Origin of the sequence: Alcanivorax sp., assembly GCF_002726155.1 — a bacterium.
Taxonomy (GTDB): domain Bacteria; phylum Pseudomonadota; class Gammaproteobacteria; order Pseudomonadales; family Alcanivoracaceae; genus Alcanivorax.
In genome coordinates this window covers 136,886-154,440 of record NZ_PBSH01000030.1, presented here as the reverse complement: position 1 = coordinate 154,440, position 17,555 = coordinate 136,886, and the positions used below count along the sequence as shown (strand labels likewise).

Here is a 17,555-nt window from a genome sequence, read left to right as displayed (position 1 = left end):
CCCCGCACGTGCTTTTACGTGTAGCGTGATGCATGCCCGCTTGTTGTGTCTTCTTATCAGGGATTAACCTTCACAGCGGCATGATTCAGCACATGCACCACCATGGCGATGGCATGGGGGATCACCACCTGGGCCACCTGCACCCGGTCTGCATGATCGGTGCTGGATAGCACGATCCCGCCGTTGCTGTACGCCATGGCACCGCCTTGCGTCAGCAAGGGGCGGATGTCATTGCTGGCAGTGGAAAGCGGGGTGAAATCCAGCAGGGCCTGATCCACCAAAGCGCTGTTATTCAGGTTTTCACTGTCGTAGTAATCCGCCACCCAGGATTCCCAGCCACTGTGATTCAGTGCCGAGGTCGTCCACACATGGTGCGGCTGCAGCAGGTCGGTGGTGTGCATTACGAAACCCAGGGTCTGGGCAGTGGGGTTGGCGAGGAACTGGCTGTACCAGTACTGGCCCAGGTTATCGATGGGCTGGAACGGCATTTCCTCGAAGTCATCGTACATGGACTTGCTGGAGGTACTGCCCTGACGATAGTTGGCTTCCGTCACGCCGTAGGTGTTGTACTCGCTGTCATCCGCGCAACTCCAGAAACACCAACCGGTCATGCCGCCGTTGCCATCGTCCATGTAGTCGCCCACCAGCCAGGTGGCGGCCAGGTTGTCGATATCGCCCCAGACGGTGAGCAGGTCGTAGTTATAGCCACCCAGGTCATTACCGTGCACGTCGGACCCGCGGGTGTGGTTCTGGAAATGCCAGTAAGAGGTGTAATTTACCAGTGAAGCCCCGGCATTGAAGACTGGCGCATACACGCAGTCCCCGGTGACGGCGCCACACAGGTAAGTATCCTGGAAATCATCCACGTCGTAGGCGCCCTGACCAATCACTTCCGCAAACTGGTCCATGCTGTAGCCGGCTGCGTTAACCCAGCTCTTCAGGCGGTTGTACTCCGTGGTGCTCGGGTGTGCCTTCATGTAGTTGACGGCATCGATGGCAATGCGTTTGTGGGTAATCTGTTGGAACGCCTGGGCAGGCGATGACAGAACAGCCGCGGCCAGCAGGCCGGTGAGAGCAAGCATCTTCATGGGGTGTCCCCTCCCGTTATTGTCGTTGTGTAACTTTTTGTGTTTATTGATCAAACAATAAACAACACGGATACCCAACCCAAGGGCTGAGCCGGACAAAACATGGACATTTTCTGACAGGCTGGTTCTGCCCGTAATGCCGCCACCTGCTTTGCCTCCTCCCGGTATCCGCCCTCGTATAGAATGGGCACCTGCTCACCCTGCCATGAAGAAGTGACAATAGATGGACATCGTTTTTGTTCTGGTGGAGCCCGCCCGCGCGGAAAACATCGGCGCCGCTGCACGCGCCATCAAAACCATGGGTTTCAACCAGTTACGGCTGGTTAACCCCGGCGACATGCGCGCAGCACAATGGGTTGCCCACCACAGCAACGAGGTGCTGGAGCAGGCCGTGATCGTGGACACCCTGGAGCAGGCACTGGCCGATGTGGACCTGAGTATTGCCTGTACCGCCCGGCACCGCCTGCAGAAAGACCGTTATGTGGATGCGGATCAATGCGCCGAACTGGTCGCCGGCAAGGGAAACAGCGTGCAGCGGGTGGCCATCGTCTTCGGCCGGGAAGCCAGCGGTCTGACCGGCGAGGAAGTGGCCCGCTGCGATCTGGCCAGCAGCATCCCCCTGGCACAGGAGCAACCCTCACTGAACCTGGCGCAAGCCGTAATGGTCTATGCGTGGGAATTGCGCAAGCGACCGCCCGCACTCCCGGTCGAGGTCAACCCGGCCACATTTGGCCACACCCGGCGAGCCCTGCATCAGCTACTGGCGGCGCTGCAAATCCAGCCCAACGAAAACCTTCACCAGTGGGTGGACGAATTGTTACCGCTGGCCAGCGACAGGGAACTCGGCCTGGTTCGCCAGCTGCTTCGCCGTATCAGGAACCGCTGAACATATCCTGTGCATTCCGCCAGCCCCGCAGACACCCCGGGAAAGCAAAGATCCCGGCCCTGTGATACAAAGACACCATCACTCATCCGGAGCCCCAGCTGTTATGGATCGACGACTGCCTATCGCACTGCTGTTACTACTCCCCGCTCTCGCCATGGCGCAGACAAGCAGTTTCTCCCTGCCCGGCGTTGGCGATCTGCAAAAGCAACTCACCGAAACCAGCGATAAAAAATCCGACGGCACAGAAAACCCCGATAAAGAACAACTCAAGCAGACCCTGAAATTCCGCCAGGAAATCGACAGCAATCAGGAAAAAATCGAGGAGCTGAAAACTTTTTCCCGTGAAGCTGCCGGCCAGCGCAGGCAGCTGAATGCCAAACTCACGCGCCTGCGTCAGGAACGTGAAACTGACTGGGAAAAACATTACGCCAGCGACAGCCTGGACAACCTGGTAAAAGCGCTGGTCAGTGAACTCGATGCCCTGGAAACCAACCAGGAAGACCTGGCTGACGCCAACAGCGACCTGACCCGCGCCCAGACCCTGCCAGAACAGGCCCAAAACGTAATCAGCAACGCCATGGACCGGCTGGATACCGTCCGTACCCGCCTCAACCAGGGCGTAGACGAAGAAGGCGAAACCTTGTCTGAATTGCAGACAGCAACGCTGAATACGGAAATAAAAGCCCTGGAGTCGCGCATCGAGCGTTACAACCAGGAACTGGCTATCGTTGACAAACAGCAGGATATTGCTCGCCTGCGACAACAGACTGACAAACAGCAACAGCTGATCATCGAAGCCAAACTGGACGCCCTCCAGCCATTGATCAATGAACGCCGTCTGAATCAACTGGAAGCAACCGCCAATTCCCCGGAAACTGACCTGCCGCCAAGTGTTTTGGACCACCCCCAGGTTCGCAAGGCCATGGAAAAAAACCAGGCTCTGCGCGAACAACTGGCCAGTGCCAGTGAGAGCGTCAACAGCTTGCTGCGCGAAGCGGTCAACACCAAGACAGAACTGGACAAAGCGCGCTCATTATCATCCACCGTCAACGACCAGATTCGCATGCTGGATGGCAGCTTGCTGCTATCGCGCATTCTGTACGAACAGCAAAAAAGCCTGCCCCAGGATCAGGGCGAACTGAATCTGGACAAGGATATTTCTGACGCCCGCCTCAGCCAGTTTGATATCGAGCGAGCCATGCAGGACCTGGATGACGCGCCGCTACCGTCACAAGACCAGATCGACGAACCCCTGACCCCGGCACTGGAGCAAGCCTTTTCCATTCTCCGGGAAGAACGGCTGGCCATTTACGATCAGCTCGACCAGGAACTGAGCCGCCAGTTAGCGATCCTCACCCGCACCCAGCTAAGCCATGAACAACTGCGCAAAATCACCCGCAGCCTGCACAACACCATTTCTGAACAAACATTCTGGATGCCCAGCAACCAGCCCCTGAGTTTCGAATGGCTCGGCAAGCTGCCGAAAGAGTTGATGGAACAACTCAAAATCATTCCCTGGGACGACCTATGGATAGGCACTGGTGACCTGTTCAGCCGCAAATGGGTCTGGCTGGTCGGATTGCTGATCCCGGCAGCACTATTGGTCGCGATACGCAGAAAACTGAAAAGACGCATCGACGAAATGAACAAGGATGTGGGTTTCCTGCGGCGTGACAGCCAGGCCCACACGCCCCTGAGCCTGCTTTACACCTTTCTGATAGCCGCCCCAGTCCCGCTTTTCCTGGTTTTGCTGGCTGCCGGCCTGTGGGTACAGCCCGGCACCTTTACCAGCGTGATGGGTGCCGCCGTGGCCCAGATCGCCCTGCTATGGCTGGTATTTGAAGTGCTCTACCGTCTGCTCAAGGCCAATGGCATCGCCCAGCGCCATTTCCGCTGGAGCGCGGAATACAACCATCAAATGCGGCGGCGCCTGCTAGTCACCGGCCTGGCCCTGATCCCTCTCACCTTTTTGGTAGCGTTTGGTGATCAATGGCCGGCTCAACTCAGCAATGACCGTCTCGGCCTGGTGATCATGATGGCGTCCATGATTACCATCATGGTCAGCCTGCCCTGGGTGGCCCAGTCCTACCCCGGCCGCCATTACAGCCGCACCATGCGCACCCTGGCCACCGCCCTGTGCATTCTTGCCCCGCTCACCCTCATCGTTCTCACCGGCGTAGGCTACTACTACACTTCCGTTCGCCTCACCGGGCACATGATCTATAGCCTCTACCTGATTGCACTGTGGATCGTCCTCGATGCCACCGCCGTTCGCGGGCTTGCCGTGGCCGCCCAGCGTCTGTCCTATAAACGAGCTGTAGCCCAACGCGAAGCGGAACAGAAAGAAGAAACCAGCAGCGCCGAAGCCGTAGAAGTGGAAGAGCCTCAACTGGATCTGAAACAGGTGAACCAGCAATCCCTGCGCCTGATCCGTCTGGCACTGGTGGCCGTGGTGGGCCTGCTGGTGTATTGGGTCTGGGCAGACGTGCTGCATGCCTTCGCCTATACCGACAACATTGTCCTGTGGGAAACCGCCGAAGGCACCGGCCAGGCGGCCACTACCTCCCCCATCAGCCTGGGCGACGTGATTGCCTCACTGGTCATCGGTGCCGTGACCTTCCTGCTGGCCAGCAACCTGCCCGGCCTGCTGGAAGTGCTGGTGCTATCGCGCATGGACCTGCGCCAAGGCACCAGTTATGCCACCACCACACTGCTCTCCTACGTGATTGTGGCCAGCGGCATCATCCTCACGCTTGGTGCTTTGGGACTCAGCTGGGACAAGATGCAATGGCTAGTGGCCGCACTGGGCGTGGGGCTGGGCTTTGGCCTGCAGGAAATCTTTGCCAACTTTATCTCCGGCATCATCCTGCTGTTCGAGCGCCCGATCCGCATCGGTGACGTGATTACCATCAACAACCTGGATGGCACCGTCAGCCGCATTCGCATCCGTGCCACCACCTTGATCGACTTTGACCGCAAGGAAATCCTGGTCCCCAACAAGGTGTTCGTCACCGAACGGCTGATCAACTGGTCCCTCTCCGACACCGTGACCCGGATCATTATCAAAGTCGGTTTCGCCTACGGCTCCGATTTGCAGAAATGCCGGGACATCCTGTTAAAGGTGGCCAAGGAAAACAGCCGCGTGCTGCGTGATCCGGAACCGGTTGTCTTGTTCCTCGGCTTTGGCGCCAGCACCCTGGATCACGAACTGCGGGTGCACGTGAACGACATCAACGACCGTCTTGCCGCCACCGACGAACTGAACCGCCATATCGACGCACTGTGCCATGAACACAACGTGGAGATTGCCTTCAGCCAGCTGGATATCCATATCCGCAATGGCAACGGTGAGCAACTCAACCTGGAAACGCGCACATCAGGAGACGACGGAGACGACAATACGCCGCCACCGGAAGCCAACGACGGCAAATCCAATGAAAGCAGCGATCCGCGCTAATCCGGCAGAAGCGCGGCTGGCGGCACGATGGCAAGCTGAGTTGAAAGTTGAAAGTTGAAAGTTGAAAGTTGAAAGTTGAAAGTTGAAAAGTAAGGACTAGAACCTCATGGGTGCCTACCCTGTTTACGATGTAAGCAGGGTGAGCGCGGAGCATCCAGACGCAAGTTGGCACAGACCCGGCTTCGCGTTTCAACTTTCAACTGCTTTTTATCGCGCTGCCAGCAAGCCTCCTGTGCGGGGGCGGGGTTTACAGCACCACCTCAAAACACTCTAGCTACGGCTGGCTCCAGGTAAATGTCCTTACGTACCTATTGGCTGGCGCACCAACATCATCACCGGGTTTCGTTTGTTAACTGGAGACTTCCTAACCATTCTTTAACCGAAGAAACGACTTCGCTTGAGCGATCCTTTCCAGAGAGATCATGAAACTTGTGATCAACTCCCTTAACCGTCCGAAATTCAGCATTATTCCGGTTTTCCATTAGTATTTTGGCTTGAGCATAAGCCAGCTTTGGCGAAACACTCTTATCCAGTTCGGACTGAATAATCAGCAAAGGAGCGCGGATGCTCAGCAGCAATTCAGTCTGATCGGCTGCCAGCATGCTTTTCCACCAACGAAATCCATGGCCGCTCATCACAAGGTCCATGTTTTCGGCGGCTTCGACAGAGGCGGCAAACGCGAGAAAACCCTGTTTCGCCTCTTCGAATGCTGCTGGAGGAAGCTCAAGTTCCATACTGTGCAGCGCATCATCAACGAAAAACCGGCCTCCGCCATTAAGCGAGATAACTGCACTCACCGCATCACTACGGGACGCCACCATCGCCGCGACCAACGCCCCCTCGCTCCCCCCGAGTAGCGTGATGTGGTCATAGTGAAATTGGTCATCCAGCCAGGATATAACCCGCAAATAGTCGTCCGCCCGCTGTTGCGGAGAATCATGCTCATAATACGACGCCGGGCACGCCGGGCTGTCACCGGAACCGTTCCAGGGAACCGCCCGGGTAAGGCCATATTTCTCCACCGTAAGGACATCCGCATCATCGAGCACCGTGGCAAAGCGATCATTAATCACCTTGCTGTGGACCACACTATTGCAGTCCGACCCCTGCATCAGAACCAGCAGATGCCGACCTCCTTTCTTGTCCAGGTAGAAAGTGATTGCAGACCCATCCGGCCGTGTTAAAGGCCCCCCCTCTTCTGCATACCCGTACTGACTGGCAAGCAGAATCAAATAAATTCCAATCACGGTTTTTCTATACATGAGTTATTTCCTGAAGGAGCGCTGGAGTAAGGTCATATTGCTTTATTCAAGGCACGTGAAAAGAACAGACCCCAGTTCCTGCTACCGGTTCCGTGCATAGAAACAGTTATTGAATTTCCAGCCTTGTTTTGGCGCAAATCTATTGCGCTGTCACCAACAGCCCCCAAGAAATAAGCCAGGTTCTCTGTTTAGGAGAAGGTGTCCACTAAAGCGGGGGAATTACACGGTCCCGTTGATGCGCTTGTTAAGTAGTTATACGGGCATCTTCTTTTTGATACGCTCGATCCGCCCCTCAAATCCGGATTTAGTACCATCATGCAACCCGTGTGCGATTGCTTGCTCACAAACCTCTATCGCCTTTTCATACTCAGCTTTCTCGGTTAGAAAGGTAGCGTACTTTTGGAAAGTCGTTACACGAGGAAGGATGCCATCCATTTCCTTTTCGAGGGCCGGTTTTATTGTTGGGAACTCCGCAATATGCATTTCTGACACACTCTGCAGTAGAGCTGCATTCTCATTAACGCTGCGGTTTTTATATGCCTGATCTACGATGCCCATCAGCAGAAAATGGCGATCAATAAGATTGGTCTTGCTCTCAAGGGCATCAACCATTTTGCTTAGGCTGCCGGATGTCCAAGCATGAAATACATCATCAGCTTCCACTGACTGACCTTGCCTAGTGACATAGGTTTTGGATTCCGAGACACTTTTTTCTTGGTTTTTCTTTTGCTGGTTCTGGTTGACCGATGCTGACTTCGATCTCTTGGACAGCCAAATTACAGCCAAAATGATCGCTACCAAGATTATCCATTTCATGGATGTATCCTTTTGCTTAACGCTTCAATAACCGGCGCAGATTTGCTGCGTCCGGCGCCGAAGCGCGCGAAGTTCATTGACTGGTTATAAGGCATTTTAGAACACCGTTTTAATTACTTTTTCCACACCCTCAACTAGTTCGATCACGTCATCTTTTGTAGGCTCTCGATCTTTTTTGTGGTCACACAGATTTCGCAAATCGCCAAGGTGTTGAATAAAACGCCATTTAGGGGTATCGATAATGTCGTTTTCTTTAAGCAGTTGATAATAATCTGAAATACATGGATGTTTTTTGCGAGACTTATGGCCGTGCACTTCACAAACATGGAAAAGGTGCTTTTCTAAGACTACGCCGGCAATTGCGCCACCTCCTCTTACGAATCCCTTTTTTGCCAGTTCTCTAGCAGCCCCAAGCTCTGAATCAAACATATCTGCTTGTAGAACTTCCTGAATATCAAAGAGAGAACTTTCAAATCTCTTTGCAGCAGCTTCTAGTATTGAGTTTTGTATCTGCATTTTACCAACTGCAGCGGAACCGTCTGCAATAACCTCTGAGCCTCCATAGCGAGTTGTTCTCAACCCTAACAAATAATCAGCTATACCATAGGTTAGAAAATCAATTTCTTTCCTTTTTTCATCTTTGTATTGTTTGACGAAATCTACTAAACGATCTGGCAGTACTTTCTTTATTACTGCGTGAGCTTCGGAATACCAAGTATCGTATTCCGTTTTGAAATTTGGCAACTTAATTTTTTTGTCTTCCAACTGTTTTTCTAGCTTTTCAGGCAGGCCCTGGGTGTCATCAATCATTGAGTAATACAGGAGCCCGCCTTTTGAAATTAAAGCATCTACTTCTTTTTTCATTGATTCAGGTTTCGAAGTCATATCCGTATTACCTTATAACGTCCGTAATACCGAAAAACTGAAGCGCAGCGGAAGGTTTTCCGGTGCTTGCGTTTGTTAGGCTACTTACAGCGGACGCCAATGATTGGTGCAAAACCGATCTCACCCCAATGAGTAGCTCGCCATTTGTATATGTTAGGCCCGACTATAACTAACTCCCATAAAACTGGCTCTCCGTTTTCTAGAATTCTATCTTCATCCTGCATGGATAGTGTGAGAACAACACTAGACGCATCTAGGATGTCATATCCGTATGAGCTTACAGTATCTCCTTGACGTTTCCTTTGGAAAGGTTTGTCAAATTTCCAAGTAACTTGCTTGTAATCGGAGCTAAATACGTGCCTATGTAAAGAGCGGTCTGGGCCACAAAGGCCTTCACTCTCACGTCCTTCATCCCACCATCCAGCTAGCGCTTTCTCGAATTGTGATTTTGCTATAGAGCTATGTTTAGTTTGCACATTAGTACAGGCTATAACAAAGAATAGGGGTGAAAAAAATAGATATTTCATACTCTAAAAGCCTAACGCCAGCATTTTCGGAAAATTGAAGCGCAGCGTAAATTTATCCGTAACATGCTCTTGTTAAGCAACTTCACCCCTCCATATAAATGGAACCACTACGACGTATAAAAAGAAAAAAATTAATGGCAAAAAGGCGCCATACATTCTGTATCCCGGATCGCGGACTTCTATTGCTGAATAATATGGATTATCAGAATCATAATGAATAGTCACAACCGACGCCTCTGAATACTTTTCCGTTACATCTTCGGGCATAGCGAGCCCTTCATGACTAAAAATATGGCCCGTATATGGGACCCCATCTATATAGTAAATATAGTTAAAGTGGTATCTATGAAAGCCCGCACCGCGACCAGACCCACTTGCATAATCTTTTCGAATACTGAGAATCTTACCTTCAGTTGAACTGTCGATATCACTCATCAAGTACTCATACCAAATGCTATACGCTCTTGTGTTCACCTGAATCAAGAAGAGAAATAACGCAAGCAAAATGAACGAAATAATTATTCTTCTAGTCACAACCCCTCACAAAGCACACTTAAAAGCTGTAGCCGTATTTATGCTTAACGCCCGCATTTGCGGCTGGTTTGGAGCGCAGCGGAAAACCAGCCCGACAAAATGCGCTTGTTAGTTTTCATTTGCTACTGCCTACTTTTCCAGCCTTCATCGACTTTTAGCCAAAATGCAGGTGTCAGCGATTTCGTTTCTTTAAAACTGAGCTGTTCCCCGCCATACTCACCAAGAACTTTTCCCTCAACTATTTCGACGACCGCGGCCAAAGCGTTGTTTGAATGCGGCACGTCATCTACATCAGTACAAGTTTCAGCAAACCAGCCTGGATAAAACCTGCTGCGAGGCCCACCCATACCATAAGTGTTCGGGGCGTCAATGCTTTCAAGATACTCCCACCAACTAATGGCTTCGATGAGAAATCTACTTTCAATAATTGCTTTCGCGAAAGAGCGATAGTTTTCTCTCGACACAATTATGTCGATGTAACCGTCTCCGACAGGCTGCGCCTTATATTCTTCTAGCAGCCCATCGAGCCTTGCTTTATTAGATATAGTCACGGGCTTATCCTGAAAACTAACGCCCAGCGCAGGCGCAGGCGCAGGCGCAGCCAGAGCGGAGCGCATTTTTTGTTAATGTTTGAGCGCCAGCGAGTAACACAAAAGGTGTGTAGCGTTGGCTGTCGCTCTGCCGCTGTTTGTTATGTGTATTCATGGCACGGGGTCTAGGTAAATCAAAAGTGCAGAACCGTTTGCAAGCGCTTGCTTGTATAGACCGGGAAAAGGAGGCTCAGAGTTATCGACCGCCTTGCTGTTGAAGATACCGGTTTTTGTCAGCTCAATATCACTCCAGAATTCATTCTTTACGGCATCTTCAGCTAAAGCTAAATCTGGGTCTGAACCCACCTCTTGCGCCAAAAACAAGTTAAAAGCATGCCTTTCCCCTGTCGGAAATTCTTGGATATTTCCTTCACACGCAGCTGCAATACCAAGATACATTCGTACTTCCATAGTAGCTATCTACACATAACGCCCGACGCAGCGGGCAAATTGGAGCGAGGAACGAGCGGAAATTTGATCCGCCAGGCGCCGCTTGTTAAGTGTTTATTTCCTTGCCACAACTTCAAAGTGCTTCCCCCCTACCCACACATGAAGAAACTCAGGGTCTTTACGAAACCGAATTGAATCGCAGGGGAAGAAAGTAACCTGGGCCCAATTGGGACCTGGCGCGCCGAGAATTTTGATCTGCCCATACCCTTTTTCCAAGACATTGATGTGGTTTCCATGACCACAGCTTTCGCACAGGTGCCAAAATGTGGCCATGTAAGGCCAAGAAAATGGGCTTTTCGCGAGAGCATTCTCTAGATCAAACGGTTCATGACAGTGGAGACAGTTCATATCGTCACTTAACAGCGTATTAGTTAGAACGTTCCTTATAACTCGGTTCCGCATAACTCCGAGCCCCCGCCCCACAAACGGGATTAAAATACTCTCATAACAATGACTTACAATGAAATAGCCAATGTCCTACATGGAGTTCAGAGGAACCTTCCTTTGAACTCCATTCCTGCTATCCCGATCCCCGGCACTAGAATGTCGAGTGAAATCAGTGTGTTGAAATTTCGGCCCCGAGTTATGCGGAACGTTCCGCTGAAAACGGCCCACCAGCCAGGTCCTTGGCGCGAACATCCACGATCACACAACCACTGATGTACAATCACGCCCACATTCTCCAGAGCCCAATCCCATGCGCACCTTCGTTCTCCGCGCCCGTGCGGCGTCCACCAACAGCCAGACCCTGCTGGCCAATGTGGGCGGCGATGCCCACAGCGAAATCCTCGCCCATACACTGATGAATGCGATCTTTGTGGCCCAGTCGCATCGAAACGATGCTGTAGTGCATCTGGTGCTGGAAAGCACCCAGGACTATTCCCGGACGATTTCTTTTGTGGCGGCGGAGATGCGGGATATTGGCGGATTTCATGAGCAGGCGCTGCTGGCCAAGGTGGTGCGGGCATTGGATGCCTCTGCCGGCATGGGCAAGGAACAAACGAAAGCGGTGGAGAGCGGGATTACCGTGCGTACAGTGAGCTTTGAAAAGCTGGTGAAGGAGCTGGCCGAGGATGGCCATCAGTTGTACATGATGGACCCGAAAGGCGAGAGCATCCGCGAGCTCACCTTTGCCGAGAAGCCGTGCTTTTTGCTCACCGATCACATTCCCATGCCGAAAAAGAGTTTCAACAGCCTGAAGCGACTGGGTACGGAAAAAATCAGCCTGGGGCCGACCATGCTGTTTGCATCACAGTGTGTAGTGCTGATTAATAATGAGTTGGATCTGGCGGGTTTCTAGAAGCCTGCAGGCCCTACAGTAGGAGTTCCCTTCCAGGGGACGAACCCTCGCCCAAGCGAGGTGATGTTGTGTACAAGCGGTGATTTCACTGCGAAGAAAAGCCTTGCTGCGCAAGGTTCGTCCCCTGGAAGGGAACTCCTACAGGGGACATGTTGATGGCTTTGGGTTAACTTTCCAGCCACACTTCTCTGGCCCACTGCCAGATGCTGCCCCACACCTCATCTTCATTGATGCCGCTACCCGGCTCCCACAGCACCACTTCGCCTTCCTGAGACATGGCATAGATGCCGGTGGAAGCCTCACAAACGGGAATCAGGTATCGCGGCAAGCCCTGATCCCAGGCGTTGGCGGCCATTTCCGGAAGGAAGTTGTGGGCGTAGTCGTCCATTACCGTGGCCGGCTCCAGGCTGCCACAGACGATGTCGCTGGCGTTGAGCAGAAACTCCTTGTAGTCCCCGGGCAGGGAGATCAACAACTGTTCTTCGATTTCCACCAACCGGTCTTCGTCCGGTAGCTCCAACGCGACAAGACCGCCGTCATGGCGTTCGCGCAGCATGTCTATCACGTCATCCATACATTCAACTTTCAGGGTTACTGTGGGAAATTTACCTTCAGCCCCGACGGAACGGGAACAGGAACTGTTTGACCACCCCTTCCGGCACCTGGGTGCTGGCACGCGTACCGTACTCGCTGGCCAGCCGGTCCGGCATGATCAGGGTGCCGAACAGTTTATCGTAGATGGGCAGGAAGGCGGCGTAGTTTTTGTCCACGGCTTCGTCTTCCGAGGAATGATGCCAATGGTGGAATTCCGGCGTCGCGATCAGCCAGCGCACGCCCGGGAACCGGAAACGCACATTGGCATGGATAAAGATGGCATGAAACGAGACGAACACCAGATAGGCATACACCGCCGAGGGCGAGAAGCCGAGGATAAAGATCGGCAGATAGCCAACAAAGCGATTGGCGATGATTTCCACCACATGCAGGCGCGATGAGGCCAGCCAGTCCATCTGGGTAGTGGAATGGTGCACGGCGTGGAATTTCCATAACCAGGGCACTTCATGGAAGGCACGGTGAATCCAGTAACTGCCCAGATCGATCACAATCAGAATTTCAATAAACTGCAGCCACAGGGGCTGGCTGGCGATGGCCTGCTGGAAGCCGATATGCACCTTGTCGTGCAGCAACACCTGAATCGGAATAATGGTAAAAAAGCTGATTAACTGCAGAGCCACGTGGCTGAACAGGAAGTACTTCATATCCGTCACCCAGCCACCACGCAGGGTCTTCTGTTCCCGATTCTTCGGGTAGGCACGCTCCAGCGGAATAAAGACCAATCCCAGCACCAGCAGCGTCAGGATAAAATAATCCAGGCCGGCATAGAGGCTGCGGCCATCCACCGGCGACACATCCAAACGCCCGGAACCAATAAGCGCAGCCATGCAGGCCAGCACCATACCGATGATGCCGTAACGACGCTCCTGATGGCGGAAAACACTAAAGAAGCCGCAGATAAACCCGATACCAATGCCAATAAACAAGGCGATGCGCAACACCTCGGCATTGTAGAAAGCCCTGAATTCAGGCGTGGTAAACAGTTCAGGGTAAAGAAAACAGAAACTGCCCAGCAGCGCCAAAAAACCCAGCCCGATGGAAATCGTCGCCGTGATCTTGCCCTGCCCCGGCGTCAGATCCACCTCTTCGTAGCGTTCGCGCAAAAATTCCGACATTACCCCTCCCTTGCTTGCTCTTTCTTGTCCTGCGGCGGCCCTGCCGCCAGCCTTTCTTTACCAGACCATGCTGCAGCGACCTGGCGCCAAGTACCAGTACACGCCCGTAACAAGCTGCTACACTGCGCGTTCAATTAGATAGATGCTGCACGCAGCACGCAACACGCTTCAACACGGGACAAACCGCGCTTATCCGGCCGCTATTCTCCGCCCTTAAAGGCTCAGGCGCGAGGCACTGATTCTCACGCCTTGCCATTGTCCTGTGTATACCGTGTTGTGTGCTGCGTCTTGCCTGATGCCTGGATTTATACAGTATGCCTCTCATTACCCTTCGCGACATTCAACTCAGTTATGGCCAACAACCGCTGCTGGACCACGTCAACCTGTCTATCGACGTGGGTGAGCGCCTGTGTCTGATCGGCCGTAACGGGGCGGGCAAGTCCACCCTGATGAAGGTCATCGCCGAAGAAATTCAGGCCGATGACGGTCAGATCGAGAAGACCCAGGGGCTGAGTGTGGCCCGGCTGGAACAGGAAGTGCCCGATGACCAGGAACACAGCGTGCACTTCATGGTGGCCGAAGGGCTGGGGGAGCAAGGCGCCCTGCTCAGCGAACATGCCGAACTGGTACACCATCTGGGCGACGGGGACGACAAAGTGTTGGCCCGTTTTGAAGAACTGAGTAGCGAAATCGAGGCCCGCGGTGCCTGGCAGCTGTCCCAGCGGGTGGACACGGTGCTGTCCAAGCTCAATCTGGACGGCGACATGCCTTTCGCCGGCCTTTCCGGCGGTATGAAGCGGCGCGTACTGCTGGCCCGTGCCCTGGTGCAAGACCCGGACATCCTGCTGCTGGACGAGCCCACTAACCACCTGGACATGGAATCCATCCAGTGGCTGGAAGAGTTCCTGAAAAATTTTGGCACCACCCTGGTGTTTATTTCCCACGACCGGGCCTTCATTCGTTCACTGGCTACCCGCATCATCGAGCTGGATCGCGGCAAACTGACCAGTTGGCCAGGCAGTTATGAAAAGTACCTGAGCGGCAAACAAGCGGCGCTGGATGCGGAAGAAAAAGCCAATGCCGAGTTCGACAAAAAACTGAGCCAGGAAGAAAAATGGATTCGCCAGGGCATCAAGGCCCGCCGCACCCGCAATGAAGGCCGGGTGCGGGCCCTGAAAGCCATGCGCGACGAATTTTCCCAGCGCCGCAGCCGCACCGGCACCGCCAGCCTGACCATCCAGAGCAGCGACAACTCCGGCAAGGTTGTGGTGGAAGCTGACAACATCAGCTATGCCGTGGGCGGCAAACAGATTGTCCGCGACTTTTCCGTGGCCCTGATGCGCGGCGACCGGGTGGGCATTCTTGGCCCGAACGGATGCGGTAAATCCACCCTGATTCGCCTGTTGCTGGATCGGCTGGCCCCGGATACCGGTACCGTCAAACAGGGCACTCAACTTCAGGTGGCCTACTTCGACCAGCTGCGCGATACCCTGGACGAAGAAAAGAGCGTGATCGACAACGTGGCCGAAGGCTCCGATGTGATCAACCTGAATGGCCAGAACAAGCATGTGATCGGCTACCTGCAGGATTTTCTGTTCGACCCCGCCCGGGTTCGCCAGCCGGTGAAATCCCTGTCCGGCGGCGAGCGTAACCGTCTGCTGCTGGCCAAACTGTTTACCAAACCGTTCAACCTGCTGGTGCTCGATGAGCCCACCAACGATCTGGATGCAGAAACCCTGGAACTCCTGGAAGAACAATTGATCAACTACCAGGGCACCTTGCTGCTGGTCAGCCATGACCGGGAGTTCATCGACAATGTGGTGACCTCCACCCTGGTCTTCGAGCACGGTGGGTTGAACAGTTACGTGGGCGGTTATCAGGACTGGTTACGGCAACGCCCGGAACCCCGGCGGGAAAAAACCGTCAAACCCGCCAAGCCGGCCGCGGTAGTGGAAAAGCCTGCGCCTGCCCGCAAGAAACTGTCATATAAGGATCAACGGGAGCTGGAACAATTACCCGCTCGCATTGAACAGCTGGAAGCGGATCTGGACGCGGTACAGACGCGCATGTCCGACCCGGATTTTTACAAGGGTGAGCCGGCTGACATCAGTGCCGCACAAACCCGGCAAAGTGAGCTGGAGCAGCAACTGGAAGAGGCTTTTTCCCGCTGGGATGAGCTGGACCAACAGGGCTAGCGCAGGCGCGGGTGCGCCGCGTCCGCCGTACGGAAAACGACACGCAAGGAGCCGTTGTGCACAAACGCCTGTCATGGATAACCTTGAGCATCCTGTCATTGCTTACCGCCCTGGCTCAGCCTGTCTGGGCCACCGAAGTGGAAGACGAAGAGCGCGCACTGGAGCGGCAGCAGGAAACCGATGCCGACACGCCCAACAAACCCCCTCACCGGGCGGATACCAGCGAGAGTGATGCAGACGAAGAGTCTGGCAACGCCGAGTCAGAGCCGGAAAAACCCTCCCCCCTGCCCCTGCTGGGCCAGACAGTAGAACCGGGGACCTTCGCCACCCTGCACTGGACGCCGGATCAATCCTTCGCATCCATTGCCACGCCAGTGCCTGTGCTGGTGGCCCACGGCGACAAGCCCGGCCCCAAGCTGTGCCTTACCGCTGCCATCCATGGTGACGAGCTGAACGGCATCGAGATGGTTCGCCGGCTCATGTACGAACTGGAGCCGGACCAGCTGGCGGGCACCGTGATTGGTGTCCCTATCGTCAATCTGGACGGTTTTCGCAGTGGCACGCGCTACCTGAGCGACCGCCGCGATTTGAATCGTTACTTCCCCGGCAACAAGAATGGCAGCGCCGCCAGTCGCGTGGCCTCTTCATTGTTCAGCAATATCGTCAGCCACTGTGACTATCTGGTAGATCTGCACACCGGCTCCCAGAAGCGGGTCAACCTGCCCCAGCTGCGCGCAGACCTGGATAACCAGGACGTGGTGGCCTTTGCCAAGCACTTTGGCGGCATGACTGTTCTGCACAGCCCAGGGGTGAGCGGCATGCTCCGCGATGCAGCGGTAAAAGACGGCATTATTGCTGTGACCATGGAAGCGGGCGGCCCCAACCGGCTGGAGACCCAGGCGGTGAACTACGGCGTGCAAGCCATCGAGACCCTGCTGGAAAACCTGGAAATGCGCAAAGCCAGCCGTTTCTGGAGCGCGCCACAGCCTGTGTTCTTCGAATCAGAATGGATTCGTGCCAGCCAGGGCGGGATTCTGCTCTCCGAAGTGAAACTCAACGACAAGGTGAAGAAAGGCCAGATCCTGGGCACCGTCACCGACCCGATCAGCAATACCGGCAGCGCCATTATCGCCCCTTACAACGGTCGTGTGCTCGGCATGGCCGTCAACCAGGTGGTCCACGCCGGTTTTGCCGCCTTCCGCATCGGTGAAGAGAAGAGCACCGAAGAAGTGGAAGCGCAGGCAGAGAAAGCCAGCAAGGAGAAAGAAAGCAAAGGCGAGAAAGGAGAAAAGTCCGAAGAAGGCAACGAGCCCGCCCCTCCCAAGGCGCCGCGGCCTGAATTGGATGTGGACCGTGCCGACGACCTCAGCGCCGTCGACCATCAGGACAATGACGACAACGAACCTCACCCCTGATTCACTGCTAAATCGCTGCGCAGGGCGCGCTGCCCGCGCAGCGATTGATGTCCCCCGCTATTGCACCACGATCTGGTCGCGCATTTTCGCCAGCGTTTTCTCGCCAATTCCCTTGATGGCCAGCAACTGATCCGGGCTGGTAAAGCCGCCCTGGGTATCGCGAAAATCGATAATCGCCTGGGCCGTTTTCGGACCAACCCCGTGCAACGTTTCCAGCTCGGCCATATCAGCAGTGTTTAAATTGATAGCGGCTTCGCTCTTTTCCTTGGCGGTCGCAATGCCAGACACTGCCTTATCCTCTTGTTCTGCAGATGCGCTCTTGAGGCTGTCAGAAGTCGGCGCCGATTGTAGTTCAACGGCCGTCGCTGGCATGGTCAGTGCCATCAGGAAGGGCAGAATTGCCAGGTAACGTTTTTGCAT

General features: G+C 54.2%; 15 protein-coding genes. 5 read left to right on the top strand and 10 right to left on the bottom strand.

The annotated features are described in order from the left end of the window. Nucleotides 1-56 precede the first annotated feature (56 nt). Nucleotides 57-1,088 carry a phospholipase C/P1 nuclease family protein gene (locus CL546_RS09190; protein ID WP_290494303.1) on the bottom strand — a complete coding sequence of 344 codons (1,032 nt, stop codon included), beginning with the start codon at nucleotides 1,086-1,088 and terminating at the stop codon, nucleotides 57-59. Nucleotides 1,089-1,311: 223 nt separating this feature from the next. Between CL546_RS09190 and CL546_RS09185 the strand changes: the two genes are divergently transcribed. Continuing rightward, complete coding sequence (locus tag CL546_RS09185; protein ID WP_290494301.1) at nucleotides 1,312-1,974, top strand: tRNA/rRNA methyltransferase; 663 nt, start codon at nucleotides 1,312-1,314, stop codon at nucleotides 1,972-1,974. Nucleotides 1,975-2,077: 103 nt separating this feature from the next. Then, nucleotides 2,078-5,431, top strand: coding sequence for a mechanosensitive channel MscK (gene mscK, locus CL546_RS09180; RefSeq protein ID WP_290494300.1), 3,354 nt, complete (start codon nucleotides 2,078-2,080; stop codon nucleotides 5,429-5,431). Nucleotides 5,432-5,763: 332 nt separating this feature from the next. On the opposite strand, the gene CL546_RS09175 is transcribed toward mscK, so the two are convergent. The 6 genes from CL546_RS09175 to CL546_RS09150 all read right to left on the bottom strand — a co-directional run bounded on the left by CL546_RS09175 (nucleotide 5,764) and on the right by CL546_RS09150 (nucleotide 10,444). Further along, nucleotides 5,764-6,693 (bottom strand): alpha/beta fold hydrolase, encoded by a 930-nt coding sequence (locus CL546_RS09175; RefSeq protein WP_290494298.1) that lies wholly within the window; start codon nucleotides 6,691-6,693, stop codon nucleotides 5,764-5,766. Between the two features lie 252 nt (nucleotides 6,694-6,945). Continuing rightward, nucleotides 6,946-7,509 carry a hypothetical protein gene (locus tag CL546_RS09170; protein ID WP_290494296.1) on the bottom strand — a complete coding sequence of 188 codons (564 nt, stop codon included), beginning with the start codon at nucleotides 7,507-7,509 and terminating at the stop codon, nucleotides 6,946-6,948. Between the two features lie 96 nt (nucleotides 7,510-7,605). After that, nucleotides 7,606-8,394 (bottom strand): hypothetical protein, encoded by a 789-nt coding sequence (locus tag CL546_RS09165; protein ID WP_290494294.1) that lies wholly within the window; start codon nucleotides 8,392-8,394, stop codon nucleotides 7,606-7,608. Between the two features lie 599 nt (nucleotides 8,395-8,993). Continuing rightward, nucleotides 8,994-9,356: a DUF3592 domain-containing protein gene (locus CL546_RS09160; RefSeq protein WP_463671039.1), complete on the bottom strand. Its 363-nt coding sequence runs from the start codon at nucleotides 9,354-9,356 to the stop codon at nucleotides 8,994-8,996. Nucleotides 9,357-9,577: 221 nt separating this feature from the next. Continuing rightward, nucleotides 9,578-10,006: a hypothetical protein gene (locus tag CL546_RS09155; RefSeq protein ID WP_290494292.1), complete on the bottom strand. Its 429-nt coding sequence runs from the start codon at nucleotides 10,004-10,006 to the stop codon at nucleotides 9,578-9,580. 150 nt (nucleotides 10,007-10,156) lie between these two features. Further along, the gene (locus tag CL546_RS09150; RefSeq protein WP_290494290.1) at nucleotides 10,157-10,444 is read right to left on the bottom strand and encodes a hypothetical protein; all 288 of its coding nucleotides are present in this window, start codon (nucleotides 10,442-10,444) and stop codon (nucleotides 10,157-10,159) included. Nucleotides 10,445-11,192: 748 nt separating this feature from the next. On the opposite strand from CL546_RS09150, the gene trmY reads away from it, so the two are divergent. Further along, nucleotides 11,193-11,795, top strand: coding sequence for a tRNA (pseudouridine(54)-N(1))-methyltransferase TrmY (trmY, locus tag CL546_RS09145; protein WP_290494288.1), 603 nt, complete (start codon nucleotides 11,193-11,195; stop codon nucleotides 11,793-11,795). A gap of 166 nt (nucleotides 11,796-11,961) precedes the next feature. Here trmY and CL546_RS09140 read toward each other — a convergent pair whose 3' ends face one another. Together CL546_RS09140 and CL546_RS09135 are read right to left on the bottom strand one after the other, a co-directional pair. Further along, complete coding sequence (locus tag CL546_RS09140; RefSeq protein ID WP_290494286.1) at nucleotides 11,962-12,369, bottom strand: SMI1/KNR4 family protein; 408 nt, start codon at nucleotides 12,367-12,369, stop codon at nucleotides 11,962-11,964. A gap of 37 nt (nucleotides 12,370-12,406) precedes the next feature. Beyond that, the gene (locus CL546_RS09135) at nucleotides 12,407-13,525 is read right to left on the bottom strand and encodes a sterol desaturase family protein (protein ID WP_290494284.1); all 1,119 of its coding nucleotides are present in this window, start codon (nucleotides 13,523-13,525) and stop codon (nucleotides 12,407-12,409) included. A gap of 314 nt (nucleotides 13,526-13,839) precedes the next feature. Between CL546_RS09135 and uup the strand changes: the two genes are divergently transcribed. Further along, nucleotides 13,840-15,720: an ATP-binding cassette ATPase Uup gene (gene uup, locus CL546_RS09130; RefSeq protein WP_290494283.1), complete on the top strand. Its 1,881-nt coding sequence runs from the start codon at nucleotides 13,840-13,842 to the stop codon at nucleotides 15,718-15,720. 56 nt (nucleotides 15,721-15,776) lie between these two features. Further along, nucleotides 15,777-17,135, top strand: a complete 1,359-nt coding sequence (locus CL546_RS09125; RefSeq protein WP_290494281.1) for a succinylglutamate desuccinylase/aspartoacylase family protein — start codon at nucleotides 15,777-15,779, stop codon at nucleotides 17,133-17,135. Nucleotides 17,136-17,192: 57 nt separating this feature from the next. Here the strand turns inward: CL546_RS09125 and CL546_RS09120 are convergent, their stop codons facing one another. Further along, the gene (locus tag CL546_RS09120; RefSeq protein ID WP_290494279.1) at nucleotides 17,193-17,555 is read right to left on the bottom strand and encodes a ComEA family DNA-binding protein; all 363 of its coding nucleotides are present in this window, start codon (nucleotides 17,553-17,555) and stop codon (nucleotides 17,193-17,195) included.

What these genes read in the sequence shown, in the direction of transcription:
- CL546_RS09120 (WP_290494279.1), bottom strand. Translation starts at nt 17,555, where the DNA reads ATGCAAAAACGTTACCTGGCAATTCTGCCCTTCCTGATGGCACTGACC.
- CL546_RS09190 (WP_290494303.1), bottom strand. Translation starts at nt 1,088, where the DNA reads ATGAAGATGCTTGCTCTCACCGGCCTGCTGGCCGCGGCTGTTCTGTCA.
- CL546_RS09150 (WP_290494290.1), bottom strand. Translation starts at nt 10,444, where the DNA reads ATGTATCTTGGTATTGCAGCTGCGTGTGAAGGAAATATCCAAGAATTT.
- CL546_RS09175 (WP_290494298.1), bottom strand. Translation starts at nt 6,693, where the DNA reads ATGTATAGAAAAACCGTGATTGGAATTTATTTGATTCTGCTTGCCAGT.
- uup (WP_290494283.1), top strand. Translation starts at nt 13,840, where the DNA reads ATGCCTCTCATTACCCTTCGCGACATTCAACTCAGTTATGGCCAACAA.
- CL546_RS09165 (WP_290494294.1), bottom strand. Translation starts at nt 8,394, where the DNA reads ATGACTTCGAAACCTGAATCAATGAAAAAAGAAGTAGATGCTTTAATT.
- trmY (WP_290494288.1), top strand. Translation starts at nt 11,193, where the DNA reads ATGCGCACCTTCGTTCTCCGCGCCCGTGCGGCGTCCACCAACAGCCAG.
- CL546_RS09160 (WP_463671039.1), bottom strand. Translation starts at nt 9,356, where the DNA reads ATGAGTGATATCGACAGTTCAACTGAAGGTAAGATTCTCAGTATTCGA.
- CL546_RS09135 (WP_290494284.1), bottom strand. Translation starts at nt 13,525, where the DNA reads ATGTCGGAATTTTTGCGCGAACGCTACGAAGAGGTGGATCTGACGCCG.
- mscK (WP_290494300.1), top strand. Translation starts at nt 2,078, where the DNA reads ATGGATCGACGACTGCCTATCGCACTGCTGTTACTACTCCCCGCTCTC.
- CL546_RS09170 (WP_290494296.1), bottom strand. Translation starts at nt 7,509, where the DNA reads ATGAAATGGATAATCTTGGTAGCGATCATTTTGGCTGTAATTTGGCTG.
- CL546_RS09140 (WP_290494286.1), bottom strand. Translation starts at nt 12,369, where the DNA reads ATGGATGACGTGATAGACATGCTGCGCGAACGCCATGACGGCGGTCTT.
- CL546_RS09185 (WP_290494301.1), top strand. Translation starts at nt 1,312, where the DNA reads ATGGACATCGTTTTTGTTCTGGTGGAGCCCGCCCGCGCGGAAAACATC.